General features: G+C 73.6%; 24 protein-coding genes. 9 read left to right on the forward strand and 15 right to left on the reverse strand.

The window, feature by feature from the left end; genetic code table 11:
• Positions 1-55: 55 nt before the first annotated feature.
• The 7 genes from ACFQBR_RS18510 to ACFQBR_RS18540 form a co-directional block, all read right to left on the reverse strand.
• Positions 56-826 carry a CDP-alcohol phosphatidyltransferase family protein gene (locus ACFQBR_RS18510; protein ID WP_267948216.1) on the reverse strand — a complete coding sequence of 257 codons (771 nt, stop codon included), beginning with the start codon at positions 824-826 and terminating at the stop codon, positions 56-58.
• On the reverse strand, positions 804-1,853 hold the full coding sequence (locus ACFQBR_RS18515) for an iron-containing alcohol dehydrogenase family protein (protein ID WP_267948215.1): 1,050 nt from the start codon (positions 1,851-1,853) through the stop codon (positions 804-806). The genes ACFQBR_RS18510 and ACFQBR_RS18515 overlap by 23 nt, the downstream gene beginning before the upstream one ends.
• A gap of 5 nt (positions 1,854-1,858) precedes the next feature.
• Positions 1,859-2,590, reverse strand: coding sequence for a phosphocholine cytidylyltransferase family protein (locus ACFQBR_RS18520; RefSeq protein ID WP_267948214.1), 732 nt, complete (start codon positions 2,588-2,590; stop codon positions 1,859-1,861).
• 33 nt (positions 2,591-2,623) lie between these two features.
• On the reverse strand, positions 2,624-3,277 hold the full coding sequence (locus ACFQBR_RS18525) for a DUF5941 domain-containing protein (protein ID WP_378553934.1): 654 nt from the start codon (positions 3,275-3,277) through the stop codon (positions 2,624-2,626).
• 92 nt (positions 3,278-3,369) lie between these two features.
• Positions 3,370-4,323 carry a hypothetical protein gene (locus ACFQBR_RS18530; RefSeq protein WP_378553936.1) on the reverse strand — a complete coding sequence of 318 codons (954 nt, stop codon included), beginning with the start codon at positions 4,321-4,323 and terminating at the stop codon, positions 3,370-3,372.
• A 227-nt stretch (positions 4,324-4,550) separates the two neighbouring features.
• Positions 4,551-5,447, reverse strand: coding sequence for an ABC transporter ATP-binding protein (locus ACFQBR_RS18535; protein WP_344182187.1), 897 nt, complete (start codon positions 5,445-5,447; stop codon positions 4,551-4,553).
• Positions 5,447-6,292, reverse strand: coding sequence for an ABC transporter permease (locus tag ACFQBR_RS18540; protein ID WP_267948211.1), 846 nt, complete (start codon positions 6,290-6,292; stop codon positions 5,447-5,449). The genes ACFQBR_RS18535 and ACFQBR_RS18540 overlap by 1 nt, the downstream gene beginning before the upstream one ends.
• Before the next feature lie 552 nt (positions 6,293-6,844).
• On the opposite strand from ACFQBR_RS18540, the gene ACFQBR_RS18545 reads away from it, so the two are divergent.
• Together ACFQBR_RS18545 and ACFQBR_RS18550 are read left to right on the forward strand one after the other, a co-directional pair.
• Positions 6,845-7,594, forward strand: coding sequence for an IspD/TarI family cytidylyltransferase (locus ACFQBR_RS18545; protein WP_267948210.1), 750 nt, complete (start codon positions 6,845-6,847; stop codon positions 7,592-7,594).
• Positions 7,591-8,373 (forward strand): glycerophosphodiester phosphodiesterase, encoded by a 783-nt coding sequence (locus tag ACFQBR_RS18550; RefSeq protein WP_344182189.1) that lies wholly within the window; start codon positions 7,591-7,593, stop codon positions 8,371-8,373. The genes ACFQBR_RS18545 and ACFQBR_RS18550 overlap by 4 nt, the downstream gene beginning before the upstream one ends.
• 33 nt (positions 8,374-8,406) lie before the next feature.
• On the opposite strand, the gene ACFQBR_RS18555 is transcribed toward ACFQBR_RS18550, so the two are convergent.
• The 3 genes from ACFQBR_RS18555 to ACFQBR_RS18565 form a co-directional block, all read right to left on the reverse strand.
• Positions 8,407-9,489: a DUF4429 domain-containing protein gene (locus ACFQBR_RS18555; RefSeq protein ID WP_378553939.1), complete on the reverse strand. Its 1,083-nt coding sequence runs from the start codon at positions 9,487-9,489 to the stop codon at positions 8,407-8,409.
• Positions 9,490-9,598: 109 nt separating this feature from the next.
• The gene (locus tag ACFQBR_RS18560) at positions 9,599-10,594 is read right to left on the reverse strand and encodes a glycosyltransferase family 2 protein (RefSeq protein WP_344182193.1); all 996 of its coding nucleotides are present in this window, start codon (positions 10,592-10,594) and stop codon (positions 9,599-9,601) included.
• 127 nt (positions 10,595-10,721) lie between these two features.
• Positions 10,722-10,961 (reverse strand): TM2 domain-containing protein, encoded by a 240-nt coding sequence (locus ACFQBR_RS18565; RefSeq protein WP_267948206.1) that lies wholly within the window; start codon positions 10,959-10,961, stop codon positions 10,722-10,724.
• 333 nt (positions 10,962-11,294) lie between these two features.
• Between ACFQBR_RS18565 and ACFQBR_RS18570 the strand changes: the two genes are divergently transcribed.
• From ACFQBR_RS18570 to ACFQBR_RS18585, 4 genes are all read left to right on the forward strand, one after another.
• Complete coding sequence (locus tag ACFQBR_RS18570; RefSeq protein ID WP_344182195.1) at positions 11,295-12,800, forward strand: LCP family protein; 1,506 nt, start codon at positions 11,295-11,297, stop codon at positions 12,798-12,800.
• A gap of 22 nt (positions 12,801-12,822) precedes the next feature.
• Positions 12,823-13,512, forward strand: coding sequence for a YIP1 family protein (locus tag ACFQBR_RS18575; protein WP_344182197.1), 690 nt, complete (start codon positions 12,823-12,825; stop codon positions 13,510-13,512).
• Between the two features lie 235 nt (positions 13,513-13,747).
• Positions 13,748-15,079 carry a UDP-glucose dehydrogenase family protein gene (locus tag ACFQBR_RS18580; protein WP_267948203.1) on the forward strand — a complete coding sequence of 444 codons (1,332 nt, stop codon included), beginning with the start codon at positions 13,748-13,750 and terminating at the stop codon, positions 15,077-15,079.
• 231 nt (positions 15,080-15,310) lie between these two features.
• Positions 15,311-16,033, forward strand: coding sequence for a TNT domain-containing protein (locus ACFQBR_RS18585; RefSeq protein WP_344182200.1), 723 nt, complete (start codon positions 15,311-15,313; stop codon positions 16,031-16,033).
• Here the strand turns inward: ACFQBR_RS18585 and ACFQBR_RS18590 are convergent.
• A complete protein-coding gene (locus tag ACFQBR_RS18590) occupies positions 16,015-17,616 on the reverse strand; it encodes an MFS transporter (protein ID WP_378553944.1) in 1,602 nt (533 codons plus the stop codon). The two genes, ACFQBR_RS18585 and ACFQBR_RS18590, sit on opposite strands and share 19 nt — an antisense overlap.
• Before the next feature lie 71 nt (positions 17,617-17,687).
• Between ACFQBR_RS18590 and ACFQBR_RS18595 the strand changes: the two genes are divergently transcribed.
• Positions 17,688-18,260 carry a TetR/AcrR family transcriptional regulator gene (locus tag ACFQBR_RS18595; protein WP_267948200.1) on the forward strand — a complete coding sequence of 191 codons (573 nt, stop codon included), beginning with the start codon at positions 17,688-17,690 and terminating at the stop codon, positions 18,258-18,260.
• 84 nt (positions 18,261-18,344) lie between these two features.
• Here ACFQBR_RS18595 and purE read toward each other — a convergent pair whose 3' ends face one another.
• Both purE and ACFQBR_RS18605 read right to left on the reverse strand, forming a co-directional pair.
• Complete coding sequence (gene purE / locus ACFQBR_RS18600) at positions 18,345-18,845, reverse strand: 5-(carboxyamino)imidazole ribonucleotide mutase (RefSeq protein WP_378554036.1); 501 nt, start codon at positions 18,843-18,845, stop codon at positions 18,345-18,347.
• A 29-nt stretch (positions 18,846-18,874) separates the two neighbouring features.
• Positions 18,875-20,041, reverse strand: coding sequence for a 5-(carboxyamino)imidazole ribonucleotide synthase (locus ACFQBR_RS18605; protein WP_344182204.1), 1,167 nt, complete (start codon positions 20,039-20,041; stop codon positions 18,875-18,877).
• Between the two features lie 218 nt (positions 20,042-20,259).
• On the opposite strand from ACFQBR_RS18605, the gene ACFQBR_RS18610 reads away from it, so the two are divergent.
• On the forward strand, positions 20,260-20,733 hold the full coding sequence (locus tag ACFQBR_RS18610; RefSeq protein WP_344182206.1) for a GtrA family protein: 474 nt from the start codon (positions 20,260-20,262) through the stop codon (positions 20,731-20,733).
• An 18-nt stretch (positions 20,734-20,751) separates the two neighbouring features.
• On the opposite strand, the gene ACFQBR_RS18615 is transcribed toward ACFQBR_RS18610, so the two are convergent.
• Entirely contained in the window at positions 20,752-21,765 is a 1,014-nt protein-coding gene (locus ACFQBR_RS18615; protein ID WP_344182234.1) for a CPBP family intramembrane glutamic endopeptidase, read from the reverse strand.
• Positions 21,766-22,159: 394 nt separating this feature from the next.
• Here ACFQBR_RS18615 and ACFQBR_RS18620 point away from each other — a divergent pair, with 394 nt between their 5' ends.
• The gene (locus ACFQBR_RS18620; protein ID WP_344182208.1) at positions 22,160-23,299 is read left to right on the forward strand and encodes an Mrp/NBP35 family ATP-binding protein; all 1,140 of its coding nucleotides are present in this window, start codon (positions 22,160-22,162) and stop codon (positions 23,297-23,299) included.
• A gap of 118 nt (positions 23,300-23,417) precedes the next feature.
• Here ACFQBR_RS18620 and ACFQBR_RS18625 read toward each other — a convergent pair whose 3' ends face one another.
• Positions 23,418-24,932: a trypsin-like peptidase domain-containing protein gene (locus ACFQBR_RS18625; RefSeq protein WP_344182210.1), complete on the reverse strand. Its 1,515-nt coding sequence runs from the start codon at positions 24,930-24,932 to the stop codon at positions 23,418-23,420.
• Positions 24,933-24,967: the final 35 nt, after the last annotated feature.

Genomic DNA, 24,967 nt, shown 5'->3' on the forward strand with positions numbered 1-24,967 from the left:
GTACCCGACCGCGGCCCCGTGGGAGGGGCGGCTCACCGGCGCGGCGGCCGGCGGTTCACTCCAGGCGCCGGGAGGCGAGGACGCTCACGAAGTGGGCGAAGCTCATCACCACGGCCACGAACGCGCACGCCGCCACCAGGAAGCGGGTGGCGGCCAGGTCGCCGAGGAAGGCGTCCACCACGGCGGCCGCCACGATGATCAGGGACAGCTCCACCGCCTGGATGAGCCGGTGGACCTTGAGGGCGGAGGCCAGGCGGCGCGCCAGGCCCAGCCCGGAGGAGCGCGGCCGCATCGCCTCGTCCGAGACCTTCTCGGGCAGCCCGGCCTTGGCGCGGGCCACCACGACGTTGTCGGTCTCGGCCTTGATCAGGGCGACGCCGATCGCCGCGGCCATGCCCAGGATCACCCAGCCGCCCGCCTCCCACTCGCCCTGGGCGCGGATGCCCAGGCCGATGAGGAGCGCGATCTCGGACACGTAGTGCCCGATCCGGTCCAGGTAGATCCCCGCGACGCTGGTGCGCCCGGTGTACCTGGCCACCTCGCCGTCGGAGCAGTCCAGCAGGAGGTAGACCTGGATGAACACCGCCGCGAGGACGGCCGACCACAGTCCGCCGAACGCGACGACCACCCCGGACAGGACCCCGAACGCCATCATCAGGTAGGTGATGGGGTTGGGCGGGACGCGCAGCCGGACGAAGAACGTCGTCAGGTACGGGGAGATGTCCCGCATGTAGAGGCGGCCGGCCCAGTGCTCCTCGTTGGTCCGCTCCTTGATGCCGGCGGGCTGGCCCCCTGCTCGGACCTCAGCGACCGACGGCTTCGACATAGTCCTTGACGCTCCGTCCGATCTCGTCCTCGGAGAGGTTCAGGTGTTCCAGGATGGTGAACCGGCCCGGCCGGGTGTCCGGCGCGTGGGCCACCGCCCGCGCGAACGCCGCCTCGTCGAGGCCGACGTCGGAGGGGACGACGGGCAGTTCGTGGCGGATCAGGCAGTCGCGGATCTCGTTCATCCGCGACTCCGACCAGCCCAGGTGCCGCACCCGCAGGAAGGACGCGTAGAGCGCGCCCAGTCCGGCGAGCTCGCCGTGGTTGCTGACACCCGGGTGGAGCTGGGTGACCGCGTGCAGGATCTCGTGGCACGCGCCGCTGGCGGGCCTGCTGGACCCGGCGACCGACATGGCCATCCCGGAGAGCACGAGGCCCTCGGCGAGCACGGTGAGGAACGCGTCGGACTCCACCGAGTCGGGGCGGTGCAGGACCGCCTCGGCCGCGACCCGGGCGAAGGTGACGGCCATGCCGTCCACGGGTTCGCCGTTGACGCGGCCGGCCAGCTCCCAGTCCTCGATGGCCGAGATGTTGCTGACCACGTCGCCGATGCCCGAGCGCACCAGGTGCGGGGGGGCCGCGCGGACGTAGTCGACGTCGATGACGACGGCGATGGGCATGGTGACGCCGATGGACGGCTTGCCGCCCTCGTGCTCCAGGGAGCTGACGGGGGAGGCGATGCCGTCGTGGGCGAGGTTGGTGGCCACGGCCACCATGGGGATGCCCGCCATGGTCGCGGCGAACTTGGTGACGTCGATGGTCTTGCCGCCGCCGATGCCCGCGACCGCCTCGTACGCGCCGGAGCGGAGCTTCTTGCCCAGCTCGTTGGCGGCGTCGACGGTGCCCTCCTCGACGTGGAAGACCTCGCAGTTGGGCAGGTCCAGGTCGGCGGCGATCTGCGCGCCCTGCCCCGGGCCGACGGCCACGGCGATGCGGCCCTCGGTGGCGATCCGCCGGTCGGCGAGCAGCGTCCCGAGGGAGGAGACCGCCCCCCGCCGCACGTCGATCGCCAGCGGGGAGGGGAGCATTCGGGCTAGTAGCGGCACGCGATCTCCCTGGCCTTGGCGAGGTCGTCGTGGTTGTCGACCTCGACCCAGTCCACCTCGCCGATGGGCGCCACGGCGACCTTCTCGCCCCGGTCGACCAGCTCCTGGTAGCCGTCCTCGTAGTAGAGCTGCGGGTCGCGCTCCCAGGTGGCCTTGAGGGCGTCGGCGAGACGGGGGGCCAGGGACCCCTCGATGAGGGTGGCGCCGATGTACTCGCCGGCGGCGGTGGCCGGGTCCATGAGCTTGGTGATGTTCCTGAGGTGGCCGTCCTCGTCGAGGGTCACCTTCATCTCCTCGTCGGCGAGGCTTTTCACGTTGTCCACCGCGAGGAGGAGCTCAGGTCCCCGGGCGGCGAGTAGCGTTTCCTCGACGCTCACCGGGTGGACGGTGTCGCCGTTGACCAGGAGGACGCCCTCGGAGAAGAACTCGCGCGCGGTCCACAGGGAGTAGGCGTTGTTCCACTCCTCGGCCTTGTCGTTGTAGCTGAGGGTGAGCTTGACGCCGTGGCGCTCCTCCAGGGCCTCCTTGCGCGCCTCGACGGCCTCCGCGCGGTAGCCGACCACGACGACGACGTCGGTGAGCCCGGCCGCCGCCAGGTTGCGCAGCGAGATGTCCATGATGGTCGTCTCGCCGTCGACTGGCACCAGGGCCTTGGGCAGGGTGTCGGTGTAAGGACGCAGCCGGCGCCCCGCGCCTGCGGCGAGAACCATTCCGAGCATGAGGGCGTGTTCCTCCTTGTGTCGGGGAGGCTGTCACGCCTCCCCGTTCGTTCCGGCGGCCGGTTGGCCCCCGTCTCCGTCTCCGCTGCCGGGTCGGGAGATCCGGGGATCTCCAGGGCCCGTGTCGCCACCGCCGGGGGGAGCGGTGGTCCTGGTGAGCACGTCGGTCACCGGTGTCGCACTCCAGGTGCGCACGGACTCCCGCACGAGCAGCACCGCCAGGTATCCGGCGAGTATGCCGTAGGCGGGGGTGAGCGCGTGGAGCGCGCCCCCGGCGGCGACGGCGAGCATGCGGCCGTCCCACCCGAGTGCCGCGCCGCGCACCCACGCCGGTCTGGCCGTGCCGGCCATGGGGCGTGCCACGTCGTCGCGATGGTGGCAGACGACTGCCACCAAGAGTACGAACACCAGGGGACCTGGTACGCCGGACGCCAGTCCCAGCACCGCCAGAAAGGTGTACTCGGTGGCACGGAGGACGGGTGGTACGAGCCAGTCGGACCGTCCGTCGTGGGGGTGGCCGGAGGTCAGTCCGGACAGTAGCAGGGCAGCGACCGGTGCGAACAGGGTAATGCCTGCCAAGTGTCCTCGGTCTGCCACGAGGAGTGTTCCGACGACCAGCGCCCCGGCGAGCGCGGGCAGCAGGGGAGGTACGGCACCCGGCGCGATCCGGCCCAGCAGGTACGACATGTGACCGTCATCACGGAGAAATCGCAGGTCCGGAGCGGTGGGGACACGGCCTCCCCCGGTGTGCGCCCCGGTCGCGCCCGGCCCGACCCGGCTCACCGGCGCACTCCGCGCGCGGTGGGGTCGACGAGTTCCCCGGTGACGGCGATCGCGCAGCCCACGATGAGGGTGACGAAGGCGACCCGCGCGTCCCAGACCGTGGCGGTCACCGCGATCACCAGGAAGCGCGTCGGCTGGGAGAAGGCGGTGAGCCGCCGGGCCGGGGCGGTCGGCGCCGGGTCCGGCCGGAGGGCCCCGGTCCGGGCGTCCGGCGCTCCGCGGCCCGCGCCCTCCCCCGCGCCGGGGGCGCGGCTGGGGCCGGCCCCGGCCGTGCGGTACCCGGCGGGTTCGGCCTCACGCGGCCGGGGCGGGACCCCGTCGAGCCGGACCCCCGCGGCGGCCGCGCCGTCGGGGCCCGCCCCCGGGACCCGGCCGCGGGACCCGGGCGAACGGGGCCCCGGGGCCGCGGCGCCGAGCAGCCGGCTCGTCAGCCCGGGGTCGCTGTCGCGCGGGGGACGGGTGGGACAGCAGGGCGCGAATCCACCCAGGAGGCCGCCAGCGCGCCCCTGGGAGGGCAGCGGGGCGGGTTTCACGTTCCGCCCCGGGGAGGCCGCGACCGGGGCCTCGTGGGCCGTCAGGAGCGAGTCCCGCAGGGCCAGTGCGACGAGCGCGCCCGCCGCCCAGCCCCACGCGTCCCCGAGGCCCGCCAGGACGGCTCCGGCGGCCAGGCCCAGGTAGACCACGCACTCCCGCAGCTGCGACAGCATCGCCGCCAGCCACAGGGTGAGGGCGTCCCCGCGGTCGGCCCGCATGCGCGCGCGGACGGCGTCGCAGAACAGGACCGCCGCCAGGAAGGCCGACCCGGCCAGGCCGCCGACCGTGTCGGCCCGGGAGAACCAGACCGCGGCGCCGACCGCCCCGACGACGCCGATCCTGGTCACCCCGGCCCGGGTGACGTGTCTGCGTTCCAACATCCGCGCGGCCGACCGCGCCAGCGTGCCGTAGACCATGGGTGCCCTCCCACACTTGGTGAGTGACACCGTCGCCTACGGTGCGTAGTCAATCAAACACTGACACGCACCTTGTGTCCGCTAAGCCGGGGTCCGGCCCCGCAGGGGCCTTTCGGCCGGGCCCCGGAAAGGCCGGGCCCGGAAAGGAACGTGCGCACCGCCGGAACACACCGGCGATGCGCACCACGGCCTTCCGGGACGGGCCTGTCGGCGGGGCGGACCCGCGCTCAGGCGGTCCTGCCGCCGTCGGCCCCGTCCTCGCCGGACTCCTGGTCGTCGATCTGCTTCTCGGCCTCCTCCGCGCGCTTCTTCTTCGCGGCGTCGCGCTTCTTGCGCTCGGCGATCTCGGCCTTGGTGTCCTCCTCGTACGCGGCCAGGGCGGCGTCGATGTCGGTGTCCAGGGCGAGCCCGCCGCCCTTGACGTACAGGCCGCGGTTGCAGAACCGGCGCAGGTCCCTCTCGCTGTGCGAGACGAGCACCATCGTCCGCTGGTTGGCCAGCATCCGGTCGATGGCCTCGTAGCACTTGCGCTTGAAGGCCTTGTCGCCGACCGCGAGGACTTCGTCGACCAGCATGATCGGGTGCTCCAGCTGCGAGATCAGCGCGAACCCGAGGCGCACCTTCATGCCGCTGGAGTAGTGCCGCACCGGGGTGTCGATGAACTTCGACTTGATCTCGGCGAAGTCGACGATCTCGTCGAAGCGCTCGTCGATCTGCTTCTCGGTCATCCCGTGCAGGGACCCGACCAGGTACACGTTCTCGCGGCCGGTCAGGTTGTCGTTGAACCCGGCCCGCAGCTCCAGGAGCGGCGCGACCTTGCCGTGGACGTGCACCTCGCCCTCGTCGGGCATCAGGACCCCGGCGATGAGCTTGAGCAGCGTGGACTTGCCCGTGCCGTTCTTGCCGACGATGCCGACGCACTCGCCCCGGTTGATCTCGAACGCCACGTCCCGCAGCGGCCAGAACTCGTCGCCCTCGGCGTTGGGGTCGCGCTTGGTGCCGTGGATGAACATCTCGCGCAGGCTGCGCTTGCGGCGGCGGTTCACGGCGAACTTGACGCCGAGTCCCTTGGCCTCGATGACCGGCCCACTGGTCAGCCCGGCGCCGTAGTCGGTCTGCGCCATCACAACTCCTTCAGGACGGACATCTCCAGGCGGCGGAACGTCCAGTATCCGATGATGAGCATCAGGATCGAACCGACCACCGAAGAGGTCAACGCGAGGGTGCTCGGGGTTAGTTCCGCGAACTCAGGGAACCACACCGCGCGGTGCATCTGGAAGATGCCCATCAGCGGGTTGAGCTGGTAGAGGGTCTTCAGCCACTCGGGGATGCCGGAGCTGAGGACCATGGAGGCCGGGAACAGGATCGCCGATCCGTAGAACAGCAGGCGGCTGAGGATCCGCACGAGGCGCTCCACGTCGCGCAGCAGCACGTTGACCGCCGACAGGAACAGGGTCACGCCGAGCCCGAACGCGAACGTCAGCACCACCGCGAGCGGCAGCCAGACCAGCAGGCCCATGAGGGTGAAGTGGCCGCCCAGCGCGAAGACGAAGACCAGCAACACCGGCCAGGTGAGGATGTACTCGACGAACTTCGTGCCCACCGTGGCCATCGGGAAGATCTCCCGGGGCACCTTCATCGTGGTGATCAGCTTGGAATGCGTGAGCATCGCCCGCGGCGCCTCGTTGAGGATCGCGCCGAAGGTGGTCCACGGCAGGATCCCGGCCACGAGGAAGAGCACGAAGCCGCCGTAGGCCTGAGCCTCCGGGGGCATGCCGCGATCAGCGCTGAGGATGACCCCGAAGACGAAGTAGTAGACCATCGTCAGAGCCAGGGGCTCCAACATCGTCCACGCGTAACCCAGTACGGACTGCTGGTACTTGACCTTCAGGTCGCGCCGGACCAGGAGGCCGACGACCTTCCGGTGCTCCCAGACGGCCAGCGCCCTTGACGCCACCGCCACCTCCAAGGGTTGTTTTCTCGTCCGGTCAGCGAGGTGGCCGGACAGGCGTGTTCGTGTCTCGCCTGTGCGCACCGGTCGACACGCGCGGTCCACCCCGCGCCGGGTGTGCCGGAAACGGGGGAGCGTGTCCGGGCGACCGGGGGATGTCACGGACCGCGCCCGGTTCCCACCGCATCGGAGGAGGTCTGGACCGGGCACGCCATACAGGCGTCCATAGGTTACCGCTGCGGACGACGGGCCGCGCCAACCAGCCCTCCCCCTCCGGGCTGTGCGCGCGGTCACGCCCCGTGTCGCCGGGGCGGTCCGCTAGCCTCGGCCCGAGGGCGGAGATCATGTCCTTTACGGGGAACAACCGGGCACGCGCCCCGGCCGACCGGGGCCGCGAAGGCCGAAGGCCCCGCGCACGCGGACGCCGGCAGGGTCCGACGCGTCCTGCCGCGCGGTCCGCCGGCGGCGGCCGGGCCCCGGACGCGCCCCCGGGCGGGCCCTGTGACGAGCGCCGCGGCGAGTGCGGCCAAGGGAACGGCGACACCAGCCGTGGACGGAAGAGGTGGGGCCATGCGCCCGCGTGTGATCGCGGCGGTTCTGGCCGGAGGGGTCGGCTCCCGTATGGGCGCCCCCTCCCCCAAGCAGCTGCTGCCCCTGGAGGGGCGGCCCATCATCGAGCACTCCGTCGCCGCGTTCGAGGCGTGCCCGGAGGTGGACGAGATCCTGGTCCTCATGGTGCGGGAGTACGTGGGGAGGGTGGAGGACATCGTCGCCTCCGCGGGGTTCGCCAAGGTCACCGCCGTGCTCCCCGGCGGGGGGACACGCACCGACACCTCGTACGCCGCCCTCTCCGCGATGGGGGGCGCGGCCGACACCGACCTGGCCCTGCTGCACGACGCGGCCCGGCCGCTCGTGCGCCCCGCCACGATCTCCGCGTGCGTCGCGGCGCTGGGAGAGGCGGGCGCCGTCGGGGTGGCGGTGCCCAGCGCCGACACGGTCGTCAGGGTGGCCCCCGGCCGGACCGGCGGCGAGGCCGTCGCCCAGGTGCCGCCGCGCTCGGAGCTGCGCCGCATGCAGACCCCGCAGGGGTTCCGGCTGGGCGTGGCGCGCCGCGCCTACGCCCTGGCCACGGCCGACCCGGGGCTGGTCGCCACGGACGACTGCGGGGTGGTGCTGCGGTACCTGCCCGGGGAGGAGGTGCGGATCGTGCCGGGTGAGGAGGACAACATCAAGGTGACGAACCCGGGGGACGTGGAGGTCGCCGAGACGCTGCTGCGCCGGGCCCGCGCCCGCGCCGTCCTGGCGGAGGCGGACTCGTGAGCCGGGTCTTCGCGGCCACCGAGGTCATCGGGCACCGCGGCGCGGGGCGCGGCGTGGTGGACGGCGCCCGCGAGAACTCGCCGGAGTCGTACGCGGCGGCGGCCGCGGCCGGGGCGGACTGGGTGGAGGTCGACGTGCGGCGCACGGCCGACGACGCGCTGGTGCTCCACCACGACGCCGCCCTGGCCGACGGCCGGGCGATCGTGGACCTGACCGCGGGGGAGTGCGCCGCGGCGGGGCTGACCGGACTGGACGAGGGGCTCGCGGCGATCCCGGCGGGGGTCGGGCTGGACGTGGACGTCAAGTCGGTCATGGAGGACGCGGTCGACGCTCCGTCACGGCGGACGGCCTCCCTTCTCCTCCCGTACCTGCGCCGTGAGGCCAGACGTCGCCGGGTGTTCGTCTGCTCGTTCGACCCCGGCGTCCTCGTGGCCGTCCGCGGGGGCGCCCCGGAGGTGCCGACGGCGTGGATGCCGTTCGTGCGCAACCCGCTGGACCAGGCCGTGGCGGGAGCCGCCGGCCTGGGGTGCGCGATCGTCGCGGTGGACGCGCGGTCGTTCGGGCTGACCGGCGACGCCCCCCGGCCGGGCCGCCGTTCGGTGCCGTACACCGTGGACCTGGCACACCGGGCGGGGCTGGAAGTGGTCTCCTGGTGCCCGGACCCGGTCGACGCGGCCCGTTTCGCGGAGGCGGGCATGGACGCGGTCGTGGTGGACGACGTGCCCGGGGCGGTCTCCGCCCTCAAGGCCCGGGAGGGCGGGGAGCGCGCGGGGTACTGAGGCCCCGGGCCCGGCGTGCCGGGTCCGGGAGGGTCAGATCCGGCCGAGGAGCTCGGCCTTCTTCGCGGAGAACTCCTCGTCGGTGAGCAGACCCTTCGCGTGCAGTTCCCCGAGGCGTTCGATCTGCTCGAAGATCCATGCGGTGTCGGCGCCCCCTCCGCGACCGTCCCCGGAGGACCGCCGCTCCCCCGCCGCGGCCGGGGCCGCGTCACCTCCGGCGGCGCCCGCCCCGCCGCCCTCCGCGGGGGCGCCCCCGTTGCCGGAACCGTTCAGGGCGAGCGCGGAGCGGCGCACGGCGTCCAGCGCGCTCCTGGCGGTGTCCCTCCACCAGGCGTCGTCGTCCCGTCCGGTCCGGCCGTCGCCCGGTGCGCCGCCCGGGCCGGGCGCGAGCCGCGCCCGCGCGTCCCGGGCCCACAGGTGCGCGGTGACGGTGGCGGCGAGGAGGAACACCTGGTGGATCTCGTTGCCCTCCTCCCCCGCGCGCAGCACGTTGAGGTCGTTCCTGGGCTTGGCCGCGGTCTGCTCCGTCCCGCCGGCGGTGATCACCCGGACGAAGCCCCAGCCCCAGTCGTCGAGGGGGGACCACTCGACGGCGGCGATGTCGGCCAGGTCGAACTCGCGGCGCTGCTGCTTCTTCTTGAAACCGCTCGCGTGGCCCCCGCCCCACACCAGGGTCAGGCGTCCGCGGTCGAGGTGGGCGGTGCCCTCGGAGGTTCTGACGTGCAGCGGCAGCGGCGGCACGAGAGCCGTCGGGGTCGCGCCGTCGGGCGCTCCGGCCTGTCCGGCGGCGAACCTCACCTGGTCCGCGAGGTACTCGGCGACCAGTTCCGTCGACGCGGGCCCCGTCAGCCTGAAGGGCTGGGCCCGGTCGTCGAGCATCGCCCCGACCGCGGCGTAGGGGTCCATCCGCTCCCGCAGCCGCAGGTTCATGGCCCAGCCGCCCTTGCGCACCGCCCCGGGCCGGAAGTCCACCTCCTCCACCGCCGCGAGCGGCACGCTCAGGCCGCCGAGGAGTTTCAGGAGGGGGCTCTTGAACCAGCCCTTCGTCTCGTACGCGATCGCGATCGACTCGCCGTCGAACCGCCACGCGGCCTGGTCGCCCCGCAACTCGTCCATGGGTTCCTCTCCGTGTCCTGCTCCCTGGGTAGCAGAGGGGCCGCCCCCGTGCGAGGGCGGCCCCTGGCCGGATACGGCCGCACGTCCGGGACCCGCGGCGGCGGGCGCGTCAGGCGCTGGCGCCCTGCGCGGTGCGCGAGTCCGAGCCGAGCCCGGGAGGGCTGGTGATGAAGCCGGCGCCCCACGACATGTGCATGGTGGCCAGGGCCAGCGGGATCAGCGGCAGGCTGGAGGCCGGCAGCCCCCGGCCGAGGGGGACGGACGCGGCGGTGACCAGCGCCAGGTAGGCGGCGGGGACCAGGAACAGGGGCCAGAACGCGAACCCGCCGGCCAGGCCCGCGACCACCCCGGCCAGGGCGACGGGGGGCGCCAGGTAGCGCAGGTTGATGGTGCCCTTGTGCTGGCGGGCGACCACCCTCCGCCAGCGGCCGTAGTGGAAGTACTGCTTGGCGAGCAGCCGCACGTTGCGACGCGGCCGGTAGGAGACCGTCATCCGCGGCTGGAACCACACGGTGCCGCCCGTGGTGCGGATGCGGTGGTTCATCTCCCAGTCCTGGGCGCGGAGGAAGGCCTCGTCGTAGCCGCCGACGCGCTCCAGTGCCGAGCGCCGGAAGACGCCCAGGTAGACGGTGTCGGCGGGGCCGCCCTCGCCCCCGGTGTGGAAGCGCGCGTTGCCGACGCCCACCTTGGAGGTCATGGCGGCGGCGACGGCCTTCTCCCACGGGGTGGTGCCCTCGGCGGCCATGATGCCGCCGACGTTGTCGGCGCCGGTCTCGCGCAGGGTCTCCACGGCCACACGGAGGTAGTCGGAGGGCATCATGGCGTGCCCGTCGATGCGGGCGACGATGTCGTGCGAGGAGGCGCCGATGGCGGCGTTGAGGCCGGCCGGGGTCCTGCCGGTGGGGTTGTCCACCACCTTGACGCGGGGGTCGGCGGCGGCGAGCCCGTCGGCGACCTCGCGGGTGCGGTCCGAGGAGGGACCCACCCCGAGCACGACCTCCAGTTCGCCCGGGTACTCCTGGGCGAGGACGTGCTCCACCGCCGAGGCGAGGTGGCGTTCTTCGTTGAGTACGGGCATGACGACGGAGACAGGCGGCCAGGACACGGGCACTTCCCAAGGTCAAGACGTGTCGGGGACTCGCGAGGGGCTTCCCTCGCGCGCGTCAACGGTACTGCACCCGTACGGCCCGGAGCGCCCGGCGGGATCGCCGCCGGGCCGCGCCGCCGACGGGTCAGCCCTGGTTCTTGACGGGCAGGCCCTGGGCGTCCTTGAAGTTGCCCATGATGACCATGACCAGGTCGATGAGGGCCCAGACGCCGGCGCCTCCGCAGGTGATCAGCATGAGGACGCCGGTGCCGGTCTTGCCGACGTAGAAGCGGTGGACCCCGAGGCCGCCGAGGAAGAGGCTGAGCAGGAGCGTGGTGAGCCAGTTCTTCGGGGACACGGCTTCGTACTGGGGCTGCTGGTACATGGTTGTACTCCGGGAGGGGGCGGGGAAAGGGGTGTGGACCGGTCCGCGGCGGGCAGGCCGTACGGCGCTCCCCGGAACGGGGGGCCGCCGTGCGCGTACCGGAAGCGATCATTTTTGCGCGTAAGTCAGCCCGTGGCCACGGATTTCGGTCACACACTGGTACCGGATACGCCTCAGGACGGCTCCCGGTGGCAGCGGAACCCCGGCGGCTCCGGCGGCGTCCTACCCAAAGCGGAGGACAACACGCCGAGGGTTGACATCCCGCGCTCTTCGGCGGATCGGGTGACAACCTAGGGATAAGGACACCGTGGGTCGGTTGGGACGGGGACGCCGATGAGCGACGACAGCTCGGGAACGCAGGGGCCGGGGGACGGCTTCCGGCGAGAGCGTTCCCAGCCGCTGCCGCCGGAGGACCGCCGGTCCCCCAGGTCCGGCCGGGTGACCGTTCCCAGCAGGGCCGCGCGGCGGCGCCGCACGGGCCTGCTCCTGATGGGCGCCTTCTCCGTCCTGGTCCTGCTGGCCTCGGGCACCTCGTGGGCCTTCACCGGATGGATGTCCGGCTCCCTGAACAGGTTCGACGTGTTCTCCGGCCTGTCCGACGGCGACCGCCCGGAGGCGACCGGCGGCCTGACCTTCCTGGTGATCGGCTCCGACAGCCGCGAGGAGGTCAACCAGGAGGACCGGAACGACCTGAGCGTCGGCTCGACCCCGGGGCAGCGCTCCGACAGCATGATGCTGGTGCGGCTCAACCACGAGCGCGACCGCGTGACCGTCGTCGGCATCCCCCGCGACCTGTGGGTGGACATCCCCGGCGAGGGCGAGGACAAGATCAACGCCGCCTACGCCTACGGCGGGCCGCAGCTGGCCGTCCGGACCGTCGAGTCGGTGACCGACGTGCGGATCGACCACTACGTCGAGGTGGACTTCCACGGCTTCGTCGACGTGGTCGACGCCCTGGGCGGCATCCAGGTGTGCCTGCCCGAGCCCGTCGACGACCCCAAGGCGCAGCTGGACATGGCCGCGGGCACGCACGAGGTGGACGGGACCGAGGCCCTGGCGTTCGCCCGCACCCGCGCCACGTCGCGCGGCGACCTGGACCGGATCGACCGCCAGCAGCAGGTGCTGTCCGCGATGCTCGACCGGGCGCTGAGCAGCGAGACCCTGTCCGACCCCGCCAAGCTGACCGCGTTCCTGGACAGCGCCCTCTCCTCGGTGACGGTGGACTCCGGCCTGGACACCAGCACGATCAACGAGCTCGCCTACCAGATGCGCGACCTGGACATGGGGGCCGTCACCTTCACCCAGGTCCCCATCGCCGACATGAACCACTGGACGCCGCGCGGCGACGTCGCCCTGCTGTGGGACGAGCCGGCCTCCCGGGAGCTGTTCGCCGCGGTCCGCGCCGACCGGCCGGTCGCCGAACCCGGGGAGGAGCCCCGTGACGGGGGGAGCGGCGACCCGGACCCCGGTGACATCCGGGTGAGGGTGTTCAACGGGATCGGGACCCCCGGCCTCGGCGCGCAGGTGGACGAGGGTCTGACCGGGGCGGGCTTCGCGCTGTCCGCGCCCGCCGAGAACTGGAGCAGCAGCGACGTGCCGACGACCGAGGTGAGGCACGGGCCGGGCGACGGGGCCGACGCCGCCTACGTGGCCGGGATGATCCCCGGCGCGGAGGCCGTCGAGGACACCGCCCTGGACGGCGAGCTCCAGATCGTGATCGGATCCGACTACACCGGGTTCCACGCCCCGGACGGCGCGGAGTCCCCCGGGCCGGAGGCGGAGCCCTCCGCCGCCGAGGGCCTCTCCACCTCGACCGCCCGGGACAACGTCTGCGGGTGACCCCCGCGAAGGAAGGACTCCTGTGCTCCGACACCTGGTCGGCCTGCTCGCCGGTATCGCCCTCGCCCCCGTGCTGTGGGTCGCCGTCGCCTGGTCGGCCGAGGCCCTTCCGCGGCTCGCCGCCGGTGACGTGGGCGTCGCGACGGTGCTGTCGGCGGTCGTGTCGTGCCTCACCGGGGGCGTGTGCGCCTACCTGGTCGCGTCCCGGGTGTCCCCGCTGACGGCAGGGGCGTCGGGGGCCCTGCTCACGGCACTGTGCCTGTGGCCGGCCGTGCATCCCGCGTCGATGGGCCCCGCCCTGGCGTGGCTGAACGACGAGAGCTTCCTCTACCCGGCCGGCGCGGGCCTCGCGGTGGGGCTGCCCCTCGGAACGCTGCTGCTGGTCTCGGCGGCCATGCCGGTCCGCTGGCGGACGGCCGCCGGCGCCGGGCTCCCCGCCCCTCTGATCGAGGGCGGTCCCGGCCGGGTCCGGTACCGCGGCGCCGTTCCCGGCGGGGCGGACGGCGGTCCCCGGGGCGACCGCGGTCCCGTGGGCGACACCGTTCCGGACGCCGTGCCCGCACCGCCCCCCGTCCTCGACCCGGACGACCCCTTCGCCGGCGACCCGGACCGGACCACGACCCCCTTCCGGCGGAACGGGTCCGGCGCGACCTGGACGCCCCTGGACGACGAGAGCGGCGGGGCGGGCCCCCTCCGGGGCGGTCCCCGCTGAGCCGCGCCCCCCGTGGCCGGGGGGCCGCACCCACCGGTAACCTGAGCGCCTGACTGTTCACGCGGTGTTCGGTCATGCGCCACACCTCGGCGCGTAAGGTGATGCATCGCGCCCCCGGGGCACCCCCGTCGGCCGAACCATGTCCGTTTCCTGCCCTCAACCGGGGTGTTGACCGCCTTCTGCGGGAACAACCACCGGCACAGGCAACGGGCGAAAGCGAGGAAGGACTCAACCAGTGGTCGAAGCGGACCGTATGCGCGTCTCCGTCATCGGTACCGGTTACCTGGGCGCCACCACCGCGGCCTGCCTGGCCGAGATGGGGTTCGAGGTACTGGGGCTCGACGTCGACGAGGCCAAGATCGAGATGCTCCGCTCCGGCAGGGTGCCCTTCTTCGAGCCGGGCCTCGCCGAGCTGCTCGGCAAGAGCCTGGAGTCCGGGCGCCTCGGCTTCACCACCTCCTTCAGGGAGGTCGCCGAGTTCGCGGACCTGCACCTGATCTGCGTGGGCACCCCGCAGCGCGACGAGTCCGGCGCGGCCGACCTGCGCTACGTCAACGCCGCGGTCGACCAGCTCGCCCCGCACCTGCACCGCCCCACCGTGGTCGTCGGCCGCTCCACCGTCCCGGTGGGCACCGCCGCGACCCTGGCCGCGCGGCTGGCCGCGCTCGCCCCCGTGGGCGGGGAGGCCGAACTGGGGTGGAGCCCCGAGTTCCTGCGCGAGGGCTTCGGCGTCGAGGACACCCTGCGCCCCAACCGGATCGTGATCGGCACCGACTCCCCCCGGGTCGAGAAGGCCGTGCGCGCCCTGTGGCAGCGGCAGGTCGACGAGGGCGTCCCCTTCCTGGTGACCGACCTCCAGACCGCCGAGCTGGTCAAGGTGTCGGCCAACGCGTTCCTGGCCACGAAGATCTCCTTCATCAACGCGATGGCGGAGGTGTCCGAGGTCGCGGGCGCCGACGTGATCCAGCTGGCCGAGGCCCTGTCGTACGACGACCGGATCGGCGGCAAGTTCCTGGGCCCCGGCCTGGGCTTCGGCGGCGGCTGCCTGCCCAAGGACATCCGCGCGTTCATGGCGCGCGCCGACGAGCTGGGCGTGGAGCCCGCCCTGTCGTTCCTGCGCGAGGTGGACGCGATCAACCAGCGCCGCCGCGCCCGCACCATCGACCTCGCCCGCCAGCTGATCGGCGGCAGCTTCGCCGGGCGCACGGTCACCGTCCTGGGAGCGGCGTTCAAGCCGAACTCCGACGACATCCGCGACTCGCCCGCGCTGGACGTCGCCTCGACCATCGCGTCGCTCGGCGCCCAGGTGACGGTGTACGACCCGGTAGCGCTGGAGCGCGCCCGCGCGGAGCACCCGCAGCTGAACTACGCCGACTCCATGCTGGAGGCGGCGCGGGGGGCGGACGTGGTGCTCCTGCTCACCGAGTGGACCGAGTTCCGCGAGGCCAACCCGGAGGAGCTGGCCACCGTGGTGGCCCAGAAGAGGATCGTGGACGGGCGCAACGCCCTCGACCCCACGTTCTGGCGCGCCTCGGGGTGGACCTACCGGGCCCTCGGCCGCCAGTAGGCCCCGACCCGTTCCGACGGCCGGCCCCCGAGGGGGCCGGCCGTCGGCGTTCCCGGCGCGGGCGCCGCCCCCTGGCGGCCGCGTGGGGCGGGGCATCCCTCCCCTCCTCCGGTCGGCAGTTCCGGCGAACCCCGGACGGTGACCGTCCGTCCGTGCTTCACTTCACTCCGTGGTCGAACGCGGGCGGCCGGCACCGGGTCGGCGTCCGAGGAAACGAACGGAGTCCGATTCGTGAAGCTCTCCGCGGTGGCAGGCGCCGCACTGGCCCTGCTCCTGGTGGCACCGCCCGCCCACGCCGACGTGCTGTCCCCTCCCGGGACTCCGTCCGCGCCGCAGGCCGACTGTCCGGTGCTCGATCCCCCGCCCACCGAGGAGGACCTGGCGGCGTACCTGTGCGGCGACCGCCGCCTCGGGCCCGCCGAGCTCCCCTCGGAGGGCCCCGTGGGGTCGCTCGTCCGCTCCTACGACAGGTTCGGCGACCTCACCCCGACGGAGTTCCTGGACAGGTGGGCCACCCCCCAGGGCTGGGACTACCCCGATCACATGGGGTTCGTGGTGGTGGACGGCGAGCCGGTGAACGGGCTCCGACGCCTCCGCGAGGGACGGATGCTGGACCGGTTCGGATCGCCGCGGGGCACCTTCCTGGCCCCGGCGGGCGCGCCGTACGAGCGCCGGGCGCTGCCGCCGGACTCCCTCAACACCTGGCCCGGCGGGCCCGAGCACAACTACAACTGCTACGAGGTGGCGACGGGGTTCACCGCCCTGGTGGGCCCGATCGCGCCGCACTTCGAGCAGCCGGGCGGCGGTGAGCAGGTCCTCGCACCGGCCGGGGAGCTCCCCGAGGCGCAGGGCGACGGGTACGTGCCGGTGAGCGACCTCCTGGAGTGGGGCTACCTGGAGCAGAGGCCCGCCGAGGAGTGCGCGGCCCCCTGGCGCTACGCCCTCGGGGCCTGATCCCGGTCCGCTGCCGCCCGGGCGCCCACGGCCGGGGCGTCCGGGCCCGCGGCGCCGTCCCCGCCGGGTTCCCCTCCGGCTCCCGGGGGCAGTCCCCGCAGGGCCGCGGCGACGAGGAGGGCCGCGACCGCGAGCACGGCCGCGCCGGTGAGGGCGGCGGTGGAGACCCCGGCGGTGTAGGCGGTGAAGGCCGCGTCGAGCAGGGCCCCGGGGTCCTCCGACCGCGGCGCGGCGGCGACGGCTCCGGCGACGGTCTCGCCAGCGGGCCCCTCCGCACCGGACGGGCCCTCCTCCATGGCCGTGCTGTAGATCCTCGTGGCGGCGGTGCCGAGGACCGCGATGCCCAGGGCCGAGCCGAATTCGGTGCTGGTCTCGGAGACCCCGGCTGCGGCTCCGGCGCGCTCGGGCGGCGCCGTGGCCAGCACGAGGCCGTTCGCGAGGGTGCCGACGATGCCGACGCCGAAGGTCGTCACCGTGTACCCGACGATGAGGACGGCCAGCGGGGAGTCCGTCTCCACGGTCCCCACCACGGCGAACCCGGCGGAGCCCGCCAGCAGGCCCGCGGCCATCAGGGGGCCGGGGCGGACCCTCGGCGACGCGGCGCCCGCCAGGACGGCTCCGAGGACGGTGCCGGCGAAGACGGGCAGGGACCACAGCGCGGACTGGAGCGGGCTGAGGCCGTGCACGGTCTGGAGGAACGTGAAGACCAGGAGTCCGAGCCCCGCGGCGGCGAAGGCGACGGCGGTGTTGCTGCCGACCGCGGCGGTGAAGGCGGGGCGGGTGAAGAGCGCCACGTCGACGAGCGGGTGCTCGGCGCGGCGCTGGCGGACCGCGAACAGCACCAGGAACGCCGTGCCGACGAGCAGGGCGAGGACGCCCTGGAGCTCGATGCCGTGCTCGGCGAAGCGCTTGGCCGCGTAGACCAGTCCGAGGACGGCGACGAGCGAGGCGCCCGCGCCGGGGAGGTCGAAGCCCGCCGCGCCCGGGTCGCGCGACTCCGGGACGAGGAACGGCGCGAGGGCGAGCAGCAGGACCATGAACGGCAGGTTGACCAGGAAGGCCGAGCCCCACCAGAAGAACTCCAGGAGCAGTCCGCCGAGGATCGGCCCGGCGACGGCGCCGCCGGTGAAGGCGATGGTCCAGGCGCCGACGGCCGCCCCGCGCTGCCGGGGGTCGGTGAACATGCTGCGGATGAGGGACAGCGTGGACGGGGCGAGGGTCGCCCCGGCGAGGCCGAGGAGGGCCCGGCCCGCGATGAAGAGCTCGGCGCTGGGGGCGAAGGCCAGGAGCGCCGAGGCCGCGCCGAAGAGGACGGCGCCGGTGAGGAGCAGCCTGCGGCGGCCGAGGCGGTCCCCGAGGCTGCCCATCGTGACGAGGAGTCCGGCGAGGACGAAGCCGTAGACGTCCATCATCCACAGCCACTGGGTGGCGCCCGGTTCGAGCGCCTCGGCGATGGCGGGTGCGGCGACGAAGAGGATCGAGATGTCCATGGACACCAGCAGTGCCGGGATCAGGAGGAGGACGAGACCGGCCCAGGTGCGGGGCGCGGCCCGGCGGTTCGCCGTGTTCTGTGGGGTGTGCATGGTTTTGATCGTACGTACGTCAAAATCAGCCGTCAATATGTACGTACGTACAAAAATGCTAGGATCCCCGCATGAGCCAACGAGACGACCTGCTGGCAGGCGCCAGGAAGTGCCTGGTCGAAAAGGGGTACGGCAAGACCACGGCCCGCGACATCGCCGCCGCGTCCGGGGCGCACCTGGCGTCCATCGGCTACCACTTCGGGTCCAAGGACAACCTCATGAACGCCGCGGTGCTGGAGGCGTCCAGCGAGTGGGGCGACTCCTTCCAGGCTGCCGTCGACGCCTCGCGCTCGCAGGAGCCCGAGCAGCGGATGCGCGCCCTGCTGGGCTCCGTCTTCGCGTCCCTGCCGGAGGAGCGCGACCTGCTGGTGGCCAGCATCCAGGCCTTCACCCAGGCCGAGTTCGACGAGGGCGTCCGCGAGGCCCTCGCCAGGGGCATCGCCGAGGGCCGCCGGGAGCTGGCCGCGATGATCCTGGGCGTGGAGCCCGACGAGGTCGACCCCGGCACCGTCGCGGGCCTGGGGTCGCTGGTCTACAACCTCATCGCCGGCTACGTCGTCCAGTTCGTCGTGGACCCGGAGGCGCTGCCCACCGTCGACCAGGCGATGGACGGTCTGCGCGCGCTCGTGCCCGCCTCCGGCTGACACGCGCCCGCCCGACCACGCCCACCCCCGGGCACGGCGCGGCCCCGGCGCCGCTCGGGACGCCGGGGCCGCGCGGAAGACGGCCTAGAGGCCGAAGCCGGTGGGCCTGCCGCCCTCGGCGACCTCGCGCCGCAGGCGCTCGCCCTTGGCGTGGGCCTGGGACCTGAGCTCCTCCTGGAACCTCTCCATCCGCCCGGACAGCTCCGGGTCGTGCGCCGCGAGCATCCGCACCGCCAGCAGGCCCGCGTTGCGCGCCGCGCCCACGGCCACCGTCGCCACGGGGACTCCCCCGGGCATCTGGACGATGGACAGCAGGGAGTCCATGCCGTCGAGGTACTTGAGCGGCACCGGGACGCCGATCACGGGCAGGGTGGTCACGGAGGCCAGCATGCCGGGCAGGTGGGCGGCGCCGCCCGCCCCGGCGATGACCGCCTTCAGGCCGCGTCCGGCGGCCTCCTCCCCGTAGGAGATCATCTCGTGCGGCATGCGGTGCGCGGACACCACGTCGGCCTCGAACGGCACGTCGAACTCGCGCAGCGCCTCGGCGGCCTCGCGCATCACCGGCCAGTCCGAGTCCGAGCCCATCACGATGCCCACGACGGGGGCCTGGTTGCTCACTGGTCGTCTCCTCGCAGGTAGGCGGCAGCGTCGCGGGCGCGCTCCAGGAGGTCCTGGTGGTCGTCGCCCATCACTGTGACGTGCCCGATCTTGCGGCCCGGACGCACGTCCTTGCCGTAGAAGTGCACCTTCACCTCGGGGTCCTTGGCCATCACGTGCAGGTAGCGACTGTAGACGTCGGGGTCCGTGCCGCCCAGCAGGTTGGCCATGACGGTGAAGGGGGCGTTGGTGCGCGGCGACCCCAGGGGCAGGTTGAGGACCGCGCGCAGGTGCTGCTCGAACTGGGACGTGCGGGCGCCCTCGATGCTCCAGTGGCCGGAGTTGTGGGGCCGCATGGCGAGTTCGTTCACGACGACGCCCTCGGCGGTCTCGAACAGCTCCACTGCCAGGACGCCGGTGACGTCGAGCGCCTGGGCGATCTCGATGGCGAGTTCCTGGGCCCTCGTGGCCTTCTCGTCGGAGAGGCCGGGGGCGGGGGCGACGACCTCGTGGCAGATGCCCCCGCGCTGCACGGTCTCCACGACCGGGTAGACCGCGACCTGGCCGTGCGGGGAGCGGGCCACCTGCACCGCGAGCTCGCGGGAGAAGGCGACCTTCTCCTCCACCAGGAGGGGGACGTCCTCGGCGGCGGCCCGGTCCACGACCGCCCGGGCCTCCTCGGCGTCGGCTGCGATCCACACGCCCTTGCCGTCGTAGCCGCCGCGCGCGGCCTTGAGGACGACCGGCCAGCCGGCGCCCGCCTCGCCGTCGGCGAACCCGGTCACGTGCTCCAGCGCGGTGACGGCCCTCCACCGCGGGGACGGGGCGCCGAGCTCGGCCATGCGGGTGCGCATGCGCAGCTTGTCCTGGGCGAAGCGCAGGGCGTCCCGGCCGGGGCGCAGCAGCCCGCCCGCCTCCTCGACGGCGCGCAGGACGGGCTCGGGGACGTGTTCGTGGTCGAAGGTCACCACGTCGTTGGCCTTGGCGAAGGCCATGACGTCGTCCAGGCCGCGGTCGTCCCCCAGCGTGACGTCGCCGCAGACCAGGGCTGCGCTGTCGGTGGGGGAGGCGGCCAGGACGGAGAAGTGGACGCCCAGCCCGATGACCGCCTGGTGGGTCATCCGGGAGAGTTGGCCACCTCCGACCATTCCCACGCGGGGGACGGTGCGGTTACGCTCGCTCACAGTTCCTCAACTCACATGCTCGTCAACCGCGGTGACGGGACGGCTCCCCTGCGGGGATGCCTGGCCGGTTCGGCTCGGAACCCGCGGCCGGGGCCCTGCTCAAGTCCCCGGGCTAGAGTCTAGAGCGTGCGCGCACGGCGGCCGGAAGCCCCTCTCGCCCCCAGGTCGGCGGCCCGTCCGAAGGCGCACCCCCGACCACACGACTGGAGGCGACGGCCGTGCGCGACTTCTCCGCCCGCCATCCCAAGCTCGCGAAGCTCGCCGCGGAGGTGGGCAGGTTCGGTTCCGTCGGCGCGGTCGCCTACGTGGTCCAGCTGGGCGCCACCAACCTGCTGTGGGGGGCGGGCATGGGCCCGCTGTCCGGACAGGTGGTCGGGACGCTGTGCTCGATCGCGGTCGCGTTCGTCGGCAACCGGTTCTGGACGTTCGGCGACCGGGCCCGCACGGGCTACGGGCGCGAGACGCTGCTGTTCCTGGTGATGAACGGGGTCGGCCTGGCCATCCAGCTGGCCTGCCAGGGGTTCTCCGTCCACGTGCTCGGCCTGGACGGGGTGCTCGCGCAGAACGTCGCGGGCAACGTGGTGGGGGTGGGGATCGGCACGCTGTTCCGGTTCTTCGCGTACCGGACGTGGGTGTTCCCCGAGCGCTCGGAGGCGGTCGCGGAGGGGGCCGCCCGGGAGCCGATCGCCTGACCCGCGGGCCGGGCGGGCTCAGCGCGGTGTGTCGGCGCTGGTGCGGCGCACCCCGCGGCGGCGGGCCAGCCAGACCACGCCCAGCGTGTACAGGCCGACCTGGGCCGTCGTGAGGAGCAGGACGAGCGGCGAGCCGGCGCCCAGGGGGAGCCCCGCGCCGACGACGGCTCCCGTGCCGATCTCCGACAGGCGGTCCTCGAAGACGCACAGCGTGAACTGCACCAGGCTGTTGACCGTGTGCAGCGCGATCGCGGCCTCCAGGCCGCCGGTCCGCCAGGTCAGCCAGGCCGCTCCCAGGCCCATGACGACGAGGGCCGCCGTGGTCCAGAGGTCGCCGGGGTGCGTGGCCAGGTAGAGCGCGGCGAACAGCGTCCCGCCCGCCAGGACCGAGGGCCCCGGGGAGCGCAGCACCCGGGCCACCGCGGAGTCGCCGCCCCGCTCGCCGGGACGCGCCCCGAGCGCGCCGACCATCTGCATGACCAGGCCGCGCAGGGTGATCTCCTCGGCCGCGGACTGGAACGGGACCAGGACCAGGACGACGGCCATCGCCGCCGCGAACACCTCGGTCCCCCCGGCGCCCTGGTGGGGCACCAGGCCGGGCTGGACGACGCGGGCCAGCGGCAGGAAGGCCGCCACGCCCAGGGCCACCGGCAGGACCGCCGCGGCGGTGCAGACCGCCAGCCAGCCCCAGCGCACGCGGCCCGCGACCGACATCAGGGAGCCGACGCGGCGCCACTGGACCACCCGCACGACGAAGAGGACGATGGGGATCAGCAGCGCCGACGACAGCAGGCCGAAGGCCAGCTGGGCGATCTCGCTGATGCGCACCGAATCGGGGGCGAGCCCGCTGCCCTCGACGATCGCGACGATCGTGACCGCGAGCAGGATGGCCATCCACAGGAAGAACAGCAGGACGGCGAACCCCGCCAGGGCCAGGGGCGTCGTCCACCAGCGGAAGCGGGAGGTCCGGCCCAGCCTGTGATAGGACTCACCCGGGGGCAGTTCCGCGCAGGCGAACTCGTTCGTGCGCACCGGTCTGGGCGGCGGCCAGGCCCACACCCCCGGGTCGGCGTTGACCGCCGGGTGCCCGCCGGGCGGTGTCAGCCGCCCCCCGCCGGGGGGTCCGGCCCAGGTCTGCTCCTGCGCGTAGGCCCCAGAAGCCCGCCCCTCCGGCCCTTCGGGCGCGGCGGGCCAGGACGAACCAGGCGGTGGCGGCACATTTCCCATCGTGCGCCGAGACTACTATCCGGCCATGTATTGCCAGTGTTAAGGCCACGCCGTTATCGCCTGGTCACAGTATGAACAGGGGATGGCGAACGCCGCCGCCGCGAGGAATGGGGGACGCCCCCTCCTCGTTGGAAACGGTGGTACGTGCGGGTGACACCGCAGACCAACCATCCCGCCCCGCTGACCTACGATTGAGCACATGTCCTCCACAGCAACCACCGAGCAGGTGCACAAAGCCCTCGCCACGGTGCAAGACCCGGAGATCCACCGTCCCATCACCGACCTCGGCATGGTCAAGAGCATCGACATCGCCGACGACGGTGCCGTGAGCGTCGGAATCTACCTCACGGTGGCCGGCTGCCCCATGAAGGGCCGCATCGAGAAGGACGTGACCGCGGCGGTGACCGAGGTCGCCGGCGTCACCTCCGTCCGCGTCGAGCTCGACGTGATGAGCGACGAGCAGCGCAAGGAACTCCAGACCAAGCTCCGCGGCGGCCAGGCGGAGAAGGAGATCCCCTTCGCCAAGCCCAACTCCCTGACCAAGGTCTTCGCCGTCGCCTCCGGCAAGGGCGGGGTCGGCAAGTCGTCCGTCACCGTCAACCTCGCCGCGGCGCTCGCCGCCCAGGGCCACAAGGTCGGCGTCGTCGACGCCGACATCTACGGCCACTCGGTGCCGCGCATGCTCGGCGCGTCGGACTTCCCGACCAAGGTCGAGGACATGATCCTGCCGCCCACCGCGCACGGCATCAAGGTCATCTCCGTGGGCATGTTCACCCAGGGCAACCAGCCCGTGGTGTGGCGCGGCCCGATGCTGCACCGCGCCCTCCAGCAGTTCCTGGCGGACGTGTTCTGGGGCGACCTGGACGTCCTGCTGATGGACCTGCCCCCGGGCACGGGCGACATCGCCATCTCGACCGCGCAGCTGCTGCCGACCGCCGAACTGCTCATCGTGACCACGCCGCAGATGGCCGCCGCCGAGGTGGCGGAGCGCGCGGGCGCGATCACCGCGCAGACGCACCAGCGCATCGCGGGCGTCATCGAGAACATGTCGTACTTCGTGCCGCCGGGCGGCGGGGAGCCCCTGCACCTGTTCGGCGAGGGCGGCGGCCAGACGGTCGCCGACGCGCTGACCAAGACGCTGGGGACCACCATCCCGCTGCTGGGCCAGGTCCCGCTGGACACCCGTCTGCGCGAGGGCGGCGACGAGGGCACCCCCCTCGTCCTGAGCGACCCGGACACCGACGCGAGCAAGGTCATCTCCGGCATCGCCGAGTCCCTGGTCGGCAAGCCGCGCGGCCTGGCGGGGATGCAGCTGGGCATCTCCCCGGCCGGACGCTGACACCCCTCTCCCGGGCCGCACGCGGCCCCGGGAGGAGAGAACGGCGAAGGCCCCCGGGCGACCGGGGGCCTTCGCGTGTCCGGTGAGGGTGGGCGCGACGGGGGCGCTCCCGGGGGCCTCAGTCGTCGGTCGAGCCGAGGACGATCGTGGTGCTCTCGCGCTCGCCGTCGCGCTCGTAGTCGACGGCGGCCTCGTCACCGGGGGCGCGGCTGCGCAGCATCGCGAGCAGGTCCTCGCCCGAGCCGACCTGACGGGAGTCGAGGGAGACGATCACGTCACCGGGCTCCAGCCCCGCCTCGTCGGCCGGACCGCCCGGCTCGACCGCGTCCGCCCCCTCGGCGATGACCGCGCCCGCGAGGGGGCTGTCCTCGTCGATGTCGGCGCCGATGTCCGCGTACGCGGTCTCGCCGTCCTCCATGAGGCGGTTCACCACGCGCTCCGCCTCCACCGAGGGGATCGCGAACCCGAGGCCGATGTTGCCGCTGGTCTCCCCCATGGCGCCCATGGTCGCGATCATCGAGTTGACCCCGATGACGCGGCCCCGCGTGTCCACCAGCGGCCCCCCGGAGTTGCCCGGGTTGATGGCGGCGTCGGTCTGGAGCGCGTAGAAGCGCCCGCCGCTCTCGCCCTGGCCCGAGCTGACCGGCCGGTTGACGGCGCTGATGATGCCCTGGGTGACGGTGCCGTTCAGGCCGAGGGGGGCGCCGATCGCGATCACCTCGTCCCCGACGATGACCTCCTCGGAGTCCCCGAACTGGAGCGGCTCGACGTCGTGCGGGTCCGCGATCGACAGGACCGCGAGGTCCGAGCTGGGGTCGGCGCCGACCACGGAGGCCTCGGAGAGGGTGCCGTCGCTGTACTCGATGACGATGCCGTCCGCCTCCAGCCCGCTGGAGACGTGGTCGTTGGTGACGACGTAGTCGCCGTCGATGACGAACCCGGAGCCGCCGCCCGGGACGCGCGCGTCGGCGCTGATGAGCGAGACCACGCTCGGGCTGACCCGCTGCGCCACCCCGGCGATGGTGTCGGGGTCGCGCTGGGGCGCCTCGGGCGGGGGCTCGTTCATGACCGGGCCGTCGTCCTCCGGCGCGGCGTCGGAGGCCGCGGAGCCGTTGAGGAGCCCTCCCGCCACACCGCCCGCGCCGCCGGCGATGAGCGCGACCACGAGCATGCCGGACAGGGCCATCCACACCGGGACGCCGCGTCCGCGCGGCCGGGGCGCGGCGGGCGGCGCGATCCCGTAGGCCGCCTGCCCGGACTGCGGCGCGTGCGGCCCGGAAGGGCCCGGCATGTGCGCGCCGGACGCGTCCGCGGGGACGTACGGGCCGGGTCGGCCCGCCTGCCCGGCGGCGTCGGCGGGGTCCGCCCGGTGGAAGGGGGCCGTGTAGCCGGTGGGGTGGTCGGGGCCCGCCGGGCCGTGGGGCGCGGACGGCCCCTGGTGGGCCGCGCGGCCCGGGCCTCCGGGGGCGCCCGGCCCGTGGCCGGACGCGCTCGGAGGCCCGGCTCTCCCCACGGGGTTCTGGGGGTCGGCGGGGCCTGTGGGCCCGCCAGGGGCCGGGTGGTGACCGGTCCGGTCTCCGGGGTTCGAGGAGGCGCCGGGCTGTCCGCCCTGCCCGGGAGGGGTGTGGTTCATGGGGTCTCCACTGCGGGGAGAGGCGGATGAGGACG

The sequence above is a fragment of the Nocardiopsis tropica genome (assembly GCF_042660575.1).
Classification (GTDB): Bacteria; Actinomycetota; Actinomycetes; order Streptosporangiales; family Streptosporangiaceae; genus Nocardiopsis; species Nocardiopsis tropica.

Coding starts and splice junctions, on each gene's coding strand:
- ACFQBR_RS18510 (WP_267948216.1), bottom strand. CDS start 826: ATGTCGAAGCCGTCGGTCGCTGAGGTCCGAGCAGGGGGCCAGCCCGCC.
- ACFQBR_RS18515 (WP_267948215.1), bottom strand. CDS start 1,853: ATGCTCCCCTCCCCGCTGGCGATCGACGTGCGGCGGGGGGCGGTCTCC.
- ACFQBR_RS18520 (WP_267948214.1), bottom strand. CDS start 2,590: ATGCTCGGAATGGTTCTCGCCGCAGGCGCGGGGCGCCGGCTGCGTCCT.
- ACFQBR_RS18525 (WP_378553934.1), bottom strand. CDS start 3,277: ATGTCGTACCTGCTGGGCCGGATCGCGCCGGGTGCCGTACCTCCCCTG.
- ACFQBR_RS18530 (WP_378553936.1), bottom strand. CDS start 4,323: ATGGTCTACGGCACGCTGGCGCGGTCGGCCGCGCGGATGTTGGAACGC.
- ACFQBR_RS18535 (WP_344182187.1), bottom strand. CDS start 5,447: ATGGCGCAGACCGACTACGGCGCCGGGCTGACCAGTGGGCCGGTCATC.
- ACFQBR_RS18545 (WP_267948210.1), top strand. CDS start 6,845: ATGCGCCCGCGTGTGATCGCGGCGGTTCTGGCCGGAGGGGTCGGCTCC.
- ACFQBR_RS18555 (WP_378553939.1), bottom strand. CDS start 9,489: ATGGACGAGTTGCGGGGCGACCAGGCCGCGTGGCGGTTCGACGGCGAG.
- ACFQBR_RS18565 (WP_267948206.1), bottom strand. CDS start 10,961: ATGTACCAGCAGCCCCAGTACGAAGCCGTGTCCCCGAAGAACTGGCTC.
- ACFQBR_RS18570 (WP_344182195.1), top strand. CDS start 11,295: ATGAGCGACGACAGCTCGGGAACGCAGGGGCCGGGGGACGGCTTCCGG.
- ACFQBR_RS18590 (WP_378553944.1), bottom strand. CDS start 17,616: ATGCACACCCCACAGAACACGGCGAACCGCCGGGCCGCGCCCCGCACC.
- ACFQBR_RS18595 (WP_267948200.1), top strand. CDS start 17,688: ATGAGCCAACGAGACGACCTGCTGGCAGGCGCCAGGAAGTGCCTGGTC.
- purE (WP_378554036.1), bottom strand. CDS start 18,845: ATGGGCTCGGACTCGGACTGGCCGGTGATGCGCGAGGCCGCCGAGGCG.
- ACFQBR_RS18620 (WP_344182208.1), top strand. CDS start 22,160: ATGTCCTCCACAGCAACCACCGAGCAGGTGCACAAAGCCCTCGCCACG.
- ACFQBR_RS18625 (WP_344182210.1), bottom strand. CDS start 24,932: ATGAACCACACCCCTCCCGGGCAGGGCGGACAGCCCGGCGCCTCCTCG.